Annotated in this window: 10 protein-coding genes; 7 read left to right on the top strand and 3 right to left on the bottom strand. The window is 44.1% G+C overall.

Going from position 1 to position 11,909, the window contains the following annotated elements:
- The 4 genes from BJP34_RS27530 (at window position 1) to BJP34_RS27545 (ending at window position 5,947) form a co-directional block, all read left to right on the top strand.
- Window positions 1-1,320, top strand: a complete 1,320-nt coding sequence (locus tag BJP34_RS27530) for a TauD/TfdA family dioxygenase (protein ID WP_070395098.1) — start codon at window positions 1-3, stop codon at window positions 1,318-1,320.
- Between the two features lie 48 nt (window positions 1,321-1,368).
- On the top strand, window positions 1,369-2,673 hold the full coding sequence (locus BJP34_RS27535; protein ID WP_070395099.1) for a TauD/TfdA family dioxygenase: 1,305 nt from the start codon (window positions 1,369-1,371) through the stop codon (window positions 2,671-2,673).
- A 610-nt stretch (window positions 2,674-3,283) separates the two neighbouring features.
- Entirely contained in the window at window positions 3,284-4,390 is a 1,107-nt protein-coding gene (locus BJP34_RS27540) for a peptidoglycan-binding protein (RefSeq protein WP_083305375.1), read from the top strand.
- A 243-nt stretch (window positions 4,391-4,633) separates the two neighbouring features.
- Window positions 4,634-5,947 carry an N-acetylmuramoyl-L-alanine amidase gene (locus BJP34_RS27545; protein ID WP_070395100.1) on the top strand — a complete coding sequence of 438 codons (1,314 nt, stop codon included), beginning with the start codon at window positions 4,634-4,636 and terminating at the stop codon, window positions 5,945-5,947.
- A gap of 258 nt (window positions 5,948-6,205) precedes the next feature.
- Here the strand turns inward: BJP34_RS27545 and BJP34_RS27550 are convergent, their stop codons facing one another.
- From BJP34_RS27550 to BJP34_RS50555, 3 genes are read right to left on the bottom strand one after another with little or no spacing between them, the layout of a single operon-like run.
- Entirely contained in the window at window positions 6,206-7,855 is a 1,650-nt protein-coding gene (locus tag BJP34_RS27550) for a CPBP family intramembrane glutamic endopeptidase (protein ID WP_324610963.1), read from the bottom strand.
- A gap of 58 nt (window positions 7,856-7,913) precedes the next feature.
- On the bottom strand, window positions 7,914-9,023 hold the full coding sequence (locus BJP34_RS27555) for an RNA-guided endonuclease InsQ/TnpB family protein (protein ID WP_418904077.1): 1,110 nt from the start codon (window positions 9,021-9,023) through the stop codon (window positions 7,914-7,916).
- Window positions 9,007-9,213 (bottom strand): hypothetical protein, encoded by a 207-nt coding sequence (locus tag BJP34_RS50555; RefSeq protein WP_418904078.1) that lies wholly within the window; start codon window positions 9,211-9,213, stop codon window positions 9,007-9,009. The genes BJP34_RS27555 and BJP34_RS50555 overlap by 17 nt, the downstream gene beginning before the upstream one ends.
- A gap of 410 nt (window positions 9,214-9,623) precedes the next feature.
- Here BJP34_RS50555 and BJP34_RS27560 point away from each other — a divergent pair, with 410 nt between their 5' ends.
- The 3 genes from BJP34_RS27560 to BJP34_RS27570 all read left to right on the top strand — a co-directional run bounded on the left by BJP34_RS27560 (window position 9,624) and on the right by BJP34_RS27570 (window position 11,875).
- Complete coding sequence (locus BJP34_RS27560) at window positions 9,624-10,973, top strand: histidine phosphatase family protein (protein WP_070395101.1); 1,350 nt, start codon at window positions 9,624-9,626, stop codon at window positions 10,971-10,973.
- Window positions 10,974-11,135: 162 nt separating this feature from the next.
- Window positions 11,136-11,432 carry an acylphosphatase gene (locus BJP34_RS27565; RefSeq protein ID WP_070395102.1) on the top strand — a complete coding sequence of 99 codons (297 nt, stop codon included), beginning with the start codon at window positions 11,136-11,138 and terminating at the stop codon, window positions 11,430-11,432.
- A gap of 122 nt (window positions 11,433-11,554) precedes the next feature.
- Window positions 11,555-11,875 (top strand): P-II family nitrogen regulator, encoded by a 321-nt coding sequence (locus tag BJP34_RS27570; RefSeq protein ID WP_229424054.1) that lies wholly within the window; start codon window positions 11,555-11,557, stop codon window positions 11,873-11,875.
- The last annotated feature ends 34 nt before the right edge of the window (window positions 11,876-11,909 follow it).

Genomic DNA, 11,909 nt, shown 5'->3' on the forward strand with positions numbered 1-11,909 from the left:
ATGACAACCCTACTTCGGCCACTCAAAGCCGCTTTTCGGATCGAATCAGTTGCAGTGACCAACAACGGTGTACAAGTCACTTGGAAAGATGGTCATCACAGCTTTTACCATAACCTCTGGCTGCGGGATGCTTGCCACTGTCCCGAATGCTTCCAGCGGGATACATTGAGCCTTAACAGCTCAGAAGGGGAAGGACATGACCCCCTGAAAATGCCACTCAATCCCATCACTGAAGCGGTCAAGATCGATCGTGAAGGCAATTTGGATATAGTCTGGGGCGGTCAAGAACCTGGACATCACAGTGTATTCGATCCATCTTGGCTGCGAGTTCACTGTCAAACAGACCCCGCCCTCAAACAGCGACGAAAACCCCAACTGTGGGATTCATCAGTGTCCATCCCTCATTTTGATTACCACGAAGTGATGAAAGACGATTGGGCACTGTTGCTGTGGTTGGACAAGATGCTGGAATTGGGAGTAGTCATCATTGACAACGTCCCCAAGAATCGAGAGAGTTTTCAGGCACTGATAGAGCGAATTGGACCGATCCAACAACGATATCATCCCACCCATATCTTTACGTTGGATACAGCAAACAAACTGGCAGGGAATATTCACCACGCCTATCAGTATATGGAACGTTTACATAATCACACAGACCATGTATCTTACAACGTTCCTCCCAGACTGCAATTTCTCGGATGTATCCAATACGATAACCCAGACAATGACAAACAGGCGTATTCTACCCTAGTGGATGGGTTCAAAATTGCCGAAGTTCTCAGAACCCAACAGCCAAAATTCTTCGAGTTGCTGACCACAGAGTATGTGCCAACAGCTCGCCGTCGCCTGGGTGTAGAAGAAAAGGTATCTAAGCATGAAATTGGCACCAAGAAGTATCAATGGGAAACTTATCATCGCCAGCATGTAATTAATTTAGATGAAACCGGTGAAGTCTACCAGATTCGTCACCATGAAAAAGACCGAGTGCCACTAGAGGTTTCTCCTGATAAGATTCAAGACTTATATGCAGCCTACCAAGCATTTACGGCACTAGCTGAAGCTCCTGAATATAACGCCGAATTTCTGATTGCTCCGGGACAAGTATTAGTTAACGACAACTGGCGATTACTCCACGGGCGTACCGCCATTCACAATGCTCAGCTGCGACGAGTTTTACTGGGATCCTACATGAAACCAGAAACATTCCGTAGCAGACGGCGACTGTTACTTGGCAAAAAAAGCGGTATGTCAGATATCTGGTTAATGGGATGCTCAGACCGTGCTTTAGAAATGCTCGCAGACCGCACCACAATCTAAAGAAACCAAATACATTAGGAGCTTGATACATAGGAGCTTGAAATTAAAATGACCACGCTACTTCGACAACTCAAACCTGCTTTTCGCATCGAATCCATAGCAACCCATGACAATGGTGTAGAGATCACTTGGAAAGATGGCCATCAAAGCTTTTACCATAATCTCTGGCTCCTAGATAGCTGTCGCTGTCCTAAATGCTTTCAGCGAGATACCTTAAGCCTCAATAATAGTGGACATGACCTCCTCAAAATTCCTTTAAACCCAACTCCTAAAGAGGTCACAATTGATCGTGAAGGCAATTTGGATATTGTCTGGGGTGGTCAGGAAACAGGGCATCACAGTGTATTCGATCCTTCCTGGCTACGAGTTCATTGTTACGATGACCCAGCCCTTAAACAAAAATCAAAACCTCAACTTTGGGATGCATCAGTATCTATCTCTTATTTTGATTATCATGAGGTGATGAATGATGACGACGTTTTATTGTCTTACCTGAATCAGCTCGTCGAACTAGGGGTAGCAGTAATTGATAATGCTCCAAATGACGAACAAAGCTTTCGGGCATTAATTGAACGGGTGGGGCCTTTACGGCAACGTTATCATCCCACCAATGTATTTACTATGGATAGAAAGAACGCAGTTGCTCAGGCTATCCAACATTCTTATCAATTGGGGCGTTTAAGAAATCATACAGACGTTACTGCCTACGATATTCCCACTGGAATCCAATTTCTGCAATGTACCCTCTACGACAACCCGGATAACGACAGACAAGCCTATTCCACTGTCATTGATGGTTTCAAATTAGCAGAGGTAATCAAAACCGAAAACCCCTACTTCTTTGAGCTACTTACCACAGAATATATACCAGCAGGTCGCCGACGACTGTCTGTGGAGGAGAAACTATCGGAAAATGATTCCAGCGGTCGGAAATACGAATGGGAAGCTTACCGGCGTAATCATCTAATTAACTTGGATGAAAATGGCGAAGTGTATCAGATTCGGTATAACCACAACACCAGGATACCCCTAGAGGTTTCCTACGATAAAATTCAAGACTTATTGACAGCCTACCGAAGATTTTCCCAACTCTTACAAGATCCTGACTATAATGCCGAATTTCTACTGACTCCCGGACAGGTGTTAGTAGTTAACAACTGGCGAGTGCTCCATGGACGTACCGGTATCTGGAGTCCTTCCCTGAAACGAAGCTTGCTAGGAGCCTACTTGGAGGAAGAAACCTTCCGCTGTAGACGGCGAATTTTGCTAGGGGAGAAAACTGGGATGTCAAACCTGTGGTTAATGGGATGCTCAGACCGTGCTTTGGAAATTCTCGCAGATCGCTATGTTTGAGATCATCGCACAATCTTAATTGATGGCAAGTGAAGCCCTGTCTGTTGTTGACAGGGTTTGCATCAGAAGATTAACGCTATTTGTAGGGCGCACGTCTGTGCGCCCTAACTATTATAATAGTTGCTATTTATCACAAATCGGTAATTTATTACTAAATAATATGCCATTTGAATAACTGGCACAAGCAAAAAAAATTTTTGTCCTCCGATTTTACTACACCTTTCCGAGGGATTGTTAAAGCAGACATAATATCACTTAAGGGTGAGATGCTGATTGCATTAACAGGGATTGGGCGTAGCAATCCAGTCGGTAGCTGCTCACTGTCGAATCAAGTATCTACCTTGATATCCTCTTGACTCTAACTGTTATAAGCGGAGGATTCTGCCCAATTTTGTCAAAGATTTGGCCGTAATCCCAGGCTCTAGTATTGAATATGAATATATAGTGGAAGAGTCTTGAGCTTGGTAGGGCTAACAACAGCTAGCTTGAAACGTCCTAATCACTCCTCCTAGGCAGGAGTGTACTTGAACTAACAAATACCAATCACGACTCACCAATCACGACTCACCAATCACGACTACTGCCACCATTTCATCTATGAGGGAAACTGATGGTCTTATCTTTGAAAATCGTACATGATACCTTCCTAAAACAGCAACCCGTACCCAGCCAGAAGATCGAAAATGAAGAGGATAAAGTTTGGGTCAAAAAAGGCAGGGAACTAGAGCTGCACAGCTGGGTAGACCTCAAAGAAGAAAAGTCTTACCTACGGATTGCTTTGACCAAAGATCAATTTAATGGCAAGAATACCTGGTATGTCTACGAACCCCATGTGGAAGTTTGGGATGACGACAAGCAGTTGTTCCCCAAGAAAATATCCATCAAGGTCAGAAATGTTACCTCCTGCTCTACAGAAGTGGTTCGGGGGCTAGACAAGCAGATTATTGATGAAATGAACCGACTTATCCCAAATGTACTAATCAGCTTTGATGATTTAGATGTGCAACTAGGTCCTGCTGTCTGGGCTATGCTCCAACCCGCTGCCAAAAGAGCCCTCGAACGTGCTATTCAAGACCGGGGCGTTCCCATGGTAATTAATTCAGCCTATCGGACCATTGCGCAGCAATTAATACTATATAACCACTACAGAAATCGCCGTTGCGGTATTCCCATTGCTGCCCGTCCGTCTCGAAGTAATCACCAAAGTGGTCTAGCCATTGATATTTCAGATTACCTGAGCTGGCGACCTTACCTCCAGAAGTATGGCTGGCGATGGCTCGGTTGGGGAGACCCAGTTCATTTCGACTACGTAGGCAGAGGTACCCGAGACATTCGCGCCCTAGCAGTGCGGGCATTCCAGCGAGTTTGGAACCGCTATAATATCAATGACCGGATTGCCGAAGATGGTTCCTACGGACCATCAACCGAGAGACGACTAAACAATAGTTTTTCAGAAGGGTTTTCGATCTCGGTACCCTCCAAGAAAGAATCTGAGAAGTCTATACAATTTCGGGTACTGCGCCTAAGCCGACCTTATATGAAAGGAGAAGACGTGCGTGCTATTCAACAAGCCTTGGCCAAAGCAGGCTATAGTCTGGATGTGGATGGTGTCTTTGGACCAGGTAGCCAGGCAGTTGTAAAGCAGTTCCAACAACAAAATGGTTTAGATGCAGATGGAATTGTCGGCCCAGCAACCCGTGCCAAAATGGGACTTTAATTGAACACCATTGACCCTAACCGAATGGTAATGGTCAATGGCGAAACAATCTATCATTCATTCATTCAGAAGTTCCAGAGGTATTCATCATTCCTAAATCATCATTGATGGTTTCATTTATTATTTCTCCGTAACTGACAATTTAAATGCGAAATGCGTAAGCTATTAGCACGACTTTTTAAAGCTATCTACCGAATTATTTTCCGACCAAAAAACGGTAAACTAAGGAGAAGAAACCCACCCATGGCACGTATTATAATTTCCGCTGGTCATGACCTCAAAGACCCGGGAGTAGTGGCTTTAGGCACAACAGAATCTCGGGAAATGATTCTTACCCGTAACGAAATTGTTAAAGAGCTGGAATTACGGGGAGTAGATTGTATTGTTGTTCCTGACTCTCTCAGTCGTCGAGACACAATTCGATGGATCAATGCCAATGCTGTGCCTGGTGACGTAGCCTTGGAAATCCATGGCAATGCCTTTAACGGTTCCCTGCGAGGGGCTCAAACCTTTTACATCTATGGTAACCATGAAAGGCAGCTGGATGCTCAGCTCTTACTGAATGCCTTACTCCAAGAAATTCCTGAACTTCCCAGTCGTGGCATTCAAGCGGATATCCACTCTCCCAATCGGCGCGGCTTATCCTTTTGTCGTCAGGTAGCAGTCTCTTCGGTACTCATGCAGTTGTGTTTTATCGACAATCCTCAAGACTTAGAGTTACTGCAAAATCAGCGGGAAAAATTTGCCAAAGGGATTGCTCAAGGATTAATTAAATGGAGCGGTCAGACTCCAAAAACTCCTGAATTTCCTACTATCAATATCTTTATTAAACAACAGAAGTATGACGAAAAAGGGATTTTAATTAATAGCAATGCCTTTATTCCTGTTGATTTAGTGGAAATGCTCGGGATTAGTCTAACTGATCAAGAAGATATTCGGCAAATCAGTTATGGAAACGTTGTCTATGTCAAAGCTGTAGACTTACAGGAGTTTAATATAGCTGCATCCTGGGAAAATCAGACAAAAACTGTTATTTTAAATTCACTTCCCCGCACCTTACTCGAAGATGGTGACCAAATTATGGCGATGGGAAATGCCACTGAAAGCCAATTGAAAAGCTTTCTTGAGAAAAACAATCAAGACGGTTTAAAACAATTTCCTGACTTACCCAGACTTTACATAGAAGAAGCGGAAAATGAGGGAGTGAACCACGATGTTGCTTTCTGTCAGATGTGTTTGGAAACCGATTATTTACGCTTTGGAGGTAAGGTCAAACCTGAGCAGAATAACTTCTGTGGATTGGGTACCGTTGAGGCTAGTGCTGCTGGTGCTACGTTTCCTGACCCGAAAACAGGAGTTAAAGCTCACATTCAGCACCTGAAGGCCTATGCCAGTACTGATATGATTAACGAGGTCCCGATCGTAGACCCTCGTTTTGAGTATGTACCCAGAGGTGTTGCTCCTTCAGTTTATGACTTAGGCAGACGTTGGAATCCCGATTTGGAGTACGGGAATCAGATTATGGTATTTATTAAACAGCTTTATGGTGTTTTTTGAAGGGTGAAGGATCTCACACGTCAAGTCGCTTGACCTATGGTCACGCTGCTTAACGCGCTCCAATTCAAAATTAAAAATTATTAATTCAAAATGACAATCAGTGGGGGCTTGTACCCAGAATGAAAAAATTGCCAAATTAAGGCCGTAGGCCACGCTGCGCGAACTGATTTTCTTTATTTTGAAGTTTGAATTTTGAATTTTGAATTCCCCAAAGGGGTCATACTTCACACTTGATACTTCAAACGTTTAACTTAATTCTTAACTACTGCCTAAAACAAACAAACTCAGAAGCGTACCACTATTCCAGAGACTATGGAGCAGCATGGGAGCTAGGAGATTACGCGATCGCGTGTAAACGAATCCCAAGACAATTCCCAATGTGGCTAGGGGTAGGACTTCTGAGAGACTCAAATGAGCGATCGCAAAAATCAGACTACTTAATGCGATCGCTCCCCAAACTGGTAGATAACGAGTCAAAGAGGGCAACAAGAACCCTCGAAAGATTATCTCTTCAAACACTGGTGCTGCCACAGCTGCTGTCAGAAAAAATATCGTCAAAGCTATGGTGTCCTGTCCCTCCAAAGCTAGGGGCAACAGTGGGTTACTACCGCCATTTCCTTGCCATAACTGTTGGTTAATCAGAGATACCACAATCACCAAGGGCAGTGCTATCAAATAGCCACCGACTCCCCAGACAATCCAGTTGCTGCGCCACTTGAAGCAAAACCAATCCTCTGGCAGGGGCAAAAAGGGCTTAATGGAAAGGTACATCACTAACAAGCCCCCAAATGCCATGATTAGGTAAGTTAGCAACACATAGAAAGCACTCATCTGTACCGTAAAATTGGCTGGGTTAATTCCAACAATCCCCAGTGACAGACCAATTAAAACCGGTAACAGCAGTTGACCGATGGCGAAAAAACCAAAAATCAGCACTTGCCAAATAATTTCCCCATCCCAAGCTGTTTTCCATGGGACATTATGATTGGTTGCTAGAAGGGATTGCTTACCTTGAAATAACAACTGACCAACCAAGCACACTAAGATTACTAAACCCAATAGGGTATTAAATCCTGGGATGACAGCGATAACGAATAATTTGACAATTGCTTGTTCAGCCGTTTCTTGTTCTTGGGTTTGGAGTGACAATAGGTCACTTTGGCGCTGCTGCACTTGATACAGCTGACTCAACGCGCGATAGCGGAACCAATTATCTAAATTTTGTTCAATTTTTTCCTCAGCATCTGGTAGTACCAGGGGTGGCTCACTCCATAGACCCATTAATACCCCAGCAGTTTCTAATGAGCCATTAGAGTATGTCTGTTTATCCCAAGTTTCAATAGCAGCATCGGTTTTTCCTTGTTGAGCTTGGAGAATTCCAATACGCAAATCCAGCTTAGCCATCAGCTGTTCGATGTCAGACAATGACTCTTGCAATTGCTGTTGCTCGGAGGGATAGGCGTTTTGGGTCAGGGGAGTAGCTGGTGATTGTGATTGCCCCCTATCGTTCGGTGTGGTTACCTTCCCTATGGAAAATTTTTGGAGTTTGGTCAGGATCTTTGACTGATTGGTCTGAGCCAATTGACGGGCTGTTTCATACTGTTTTTGAGCAGATTGAAACGGCTCAGCACCAATCAAAGCATTACGAACCACAGTCCAATCTATCTTAGACTCCTGATTAAGCTGCTCAGATGTATCAGAATCAGGGTTTGTGTTCTGCCACTGCCAGCCATGAAGTACTAGATTGGTTTGGCGAAGTTCCAGATTAGTTTGAATCTGGGGCTGACCCCAGCTTTCTACCAGAGAAAGGCCAATTCTAGCGATCGCAAAAATCGTCAGTACAATCAAAAAGAACCGTTTTATAGTCATCGAACCCCCCAACACACAAGCATTTTGCTCATTAGTCACTAGTTATTTTTTGCTGCTCAATGGACTACTAACCAATAACTATTGACACTCCCCATGGCTATAAGCCAGGGGATTCTTGGTTCAACGAGGTTACTTGCTCTTCCAGGCCGGAGCCAAGAAGAGTAGAGGTATCCTCTCCCCAAGCGTTTTGATAAGTTCCGGTGTGCCCCACCGTACCCAAAGCTCTCGTGAGAATGTTTCTAGCAGCATTATGGTCGCGATCCAACTGACACCCGCATTTACAGGTATGGGTTCGAGTTGATAATGACTTTTTGACGACTTCGCTACAATTGGAACAGTTTTGGCTTGTGTAGGCAGGATTAACTGCGACAGTTATCCGACCAAACTTTTGACCAAAATACTCCAACCATTCCCTAAACTGGTACCAACCTGCATCATTAATAGACTTGGCGAGACAGTGATTTTTAACTAAGTTTTTAACCCTCAAATTTTCGTAAGCGACCAAGTCGTTAGACCGGATTACGCAACGTGCCGGAGACGAAACCTTAGATAGTGGAGCCTTTATGGGTGTTCGGCTTTGCATAAAAGGGTTAAATCTTTTGTAATAAGGCTCCACTATCTTACGGTAACTTCTAACCAGTCTCTTGGCATGTTCTTCACGCTGCCTACTTATTTTAAGGTGATGTCTCCCTAATCTATTAATTGCGCGTCTTAGGTTAGTAGAGCCTTTCTTTTTTCGGGAAACTCGACGTTGATAAAACTTTAAACGTTTTTCACCTTTTCGGTAAAATCGTGGGTTAGGTTCTGAGTATCCATCAGAGTCTGTGTAAAACTCCTTTAAGCCAACGTCCAATCCAATAGTAAACCCAGTGGCTTCTAGTTGTTCTTGGTTCTCTACTTTCACACAGAACTGGACATAATAGCCATCAGCTCTCTGGACAATCCGAACTCGTTTTATTAGCTTCTGGTCGAAGCGCCACAAATCCCAGGTACCTTTGAGCTTGACTTTCCCAATACCTTTCTTGTCGGTGAACTTTATGGATTTTTTTTCTGGTGATAACTTCCATCCAGATTGCTTATATTCGACAGTACGCGAATGTTTCTTAAAGCGAGGATAACCCTTCTTCCCAGGGACTTTATTCTTGCAGTTGTCAAAGAAACGCGCTACTGCTCGTTCTACATTCTCGCGATTAGGCTTGGCAAGCATGACTATTGAGGTCTTTAACAAATTCAAACTCTTCCCTTAATTGAGTGTTGTATCGATAGAGTTCTTTCTTTCGAGTTCCACGATTGTCCATCCAGTACCGAAGTACCTTGTTACGGATAAAACGAGCCGTTCTAATGGCTTCATTTATTGCCAACTTTTGATGCTCTTTGAGGACAGCCTTGAACTCCATAACCAACACTTAAAATCACCTCCTTGGTATTGATGCATTGCTTTCTATTATAGTGGATATTCTAGGACAAAAGTTCGTATCGCTGTTAGGGAATAAATTCCCTCAAAATCCGAAACCTTAGAATAGGGTCGCCTTTATGGTTGGCAGGCTATGCAGAAAAGGGTAAAAAACTTATTGATTAAGGCTCCACTATTCTTACGGTAACTTTAAAAGGCTAACCCCATGGATAGAATCCAGGGGCTTGCGCCCTCAGGGTCTTCGGTCACCAACAGTACACTGCCAGTTTAGGGATGATCTAGCTAGGTTACAATTACCTTGATGATTCGGAATCATCTCAGTAGACCCAGTATACATTTGTCACCCTAGCTGACCCGGCTGAACCACATACCTGCTCATGGAGGAATAAGAGATTGGCTACCCGCGTCGTTATTGTCCGTCACGGTCAAAGTACTTACAACATTCAGCAGATCATTCAAGGACGCAGTGATCAGTCAGTCTTGACCGACAAAGGTCGTGCTGATGCCCAAAAAGTTGGTACTGCCCTCAGTAGCCTCAGCTTTGATGCTATCTACTGCTCCCCTTTACAACGGGCAAAGCAAACCGCAGAGATTATCCTATCCTATTTGCCAGACGCTCCCCAGTTACAGCCATCAGATCAGCTGATGGAAATCGATTTACCCCTTTGGCAAAATCTGCACAAGAATGAAGTTAAGGAAAAGTTCCCAGAAGACTACCAGCGCTGGAAAGAACGCCCCCATGAATTTTCCATGGTGATTCCCACAGCGGTCGGGTCTAAAGAACACTTTCCCGTGCTTGAACTATATAAACAAGCAGAGCAGTTTTGGCAAGAGGTTATCTCCCTCCATCAAGGAGGTACGATTTTAATCGTAGCCCATAATGGTATCAATCGCTGCTTAATTAGCAGTGCCATTGGGGTAACTCCTGGTCGTTACCATAGTATCAGGCAATCCAATTGTGGCATCAATGTACTAAATTTCACTGGTGGTTGGGGAGAAACCGTACAATTGGAATCCCTTAATCAAACCTCCCACTTGGGAGAAACCTTGCCAAGAAGGGGAGATATTGACCAAGGGTTGCGTCTGTTGTTGGTGCGCCATGGTGAAACCGATTGGAATCGTGCGTCTCGCTTTCAGGGACAGATTGATGTACCTTTAAATGACAATGGTCGTAAACAAGGACAGCAGGCGGCTGAGTTTCTAAAAGATATCCCCATTGATTTGGCTGTCAGTAGCCCCATGCTGCGTCCTAAGGAAACTGCTGAAATTATTCTCCAGTCTCACCCCAATGTCAATTTGCAACTTGATGATGGACTCCGGGAAATCAGTCATGGCTTATGGGAGGGCAAATTAGAGTCAGAGATTACCCAAGAGTATGGTGAATTGCTCAATCAGTGGAAAGTTGCCCCAGAAACGGTACAAATGCCAGAAGGAGAGAACTTACAGGATGTTTTGGAAAGGGCAATGCCATCCTGGAATGGGATAGTTCAATCGGCTACGGCATCTGGTTCAGGATTTCAGACTGGCTTAGTGGTGGCTCATGATGCTATCAATAAAGTAGTACTTTGTGACATTCTTGGCTTGAGTCCAGCATTAATTTGGAATATCAAGCAGGGAAATGGGGCTGTCAGCGTAATTGATTATCCCCAAGGCTTAGACAAAGCCCCAGTATTGCAAGCGATGAATATCACCACACACCTATCTGGAGGTGTATTGGATAAAACAGCGGCTGGTGCCCTGTAGCTAAACAATACGATAAAGTTCCATGGTTTGGGGTAACTATGTTGAAGGTTGGTTGAAGATTGACCGTAAGCAAAGTGTGTTACAGTCAACCTCGCCGACAAAGGATGCTTACGGCGAACAACCTTCAACATTAACTTGATGTAGTCAACAGCAAACTGCTAAATGCAAAACTCATCAACACCACACAAGCAAATCCGCACCCATGTTTTCATTTCCGGAAGAGTTCAAGGAGTTGGTTATCGCTACGCCACAATGCTTCAAGCTAAGCATCTAGGGGTGAACGGCTGGGTCAGAAATCTTCTTGATAAGCGTGTGGAAGCAGTGTTTGAAGGTAACACCGCAGCAGTAGAAGCTATGGTTCGTTGGTGTCATAGCGGGCCGTTAAATGCTGTGGTTGACAATGTGGTGGTTAAGAATGAGACACCGGAAGGTTTGCAGGGATTTGAAATTACGCACTAATCGGTATAGTTGAGCTTGGTTGTCAATGGGTTCGCGTAGGGTGACCGTAGGTCAATCCCATTGATAACTAAAAATAGACATCTACTAGACTAGAAGATTCTAGACTAGTAGATGTCAGGATTATGGAATTTCCTATGTCTACAGAAGATGCTCCCATCAATAATGCTGTCTTAGTCACCATCATTGGTGAATCAGTAATTCGAGAAAGCCTTGTCAAGCTAATCAAAAGCCAAGGGGCTACTGGTTATACTGTTAGTGATGTAAGGGGAGAAGGTGGTCACGGCAGACGCCTAGGAGATATTCCGGGCTACAACACCAATGTTGAAATTAAGACGATCGTATCTCGGGAAGTGTCTGATGCAATTCTGCGTGCTATTGCCGAATACCGGAATCGTCACGCCTTAATTGCCTACCGACAGAATATAGAAACCTTAAGCAATTAGAGCACCAATCAAGTAATCACAAATAATCACCAGT

Origin of the sequence: Moorena producens PAL-8-15-08-1 (assembly GCF_001767235.1) — a bacterium.
Lineage (GTDB): Bacteria > Cyanobacteriota > Cyanobacteriia > Cyanobacteriales > Coleofasciculaceae > Moorena > Moorena producens_A.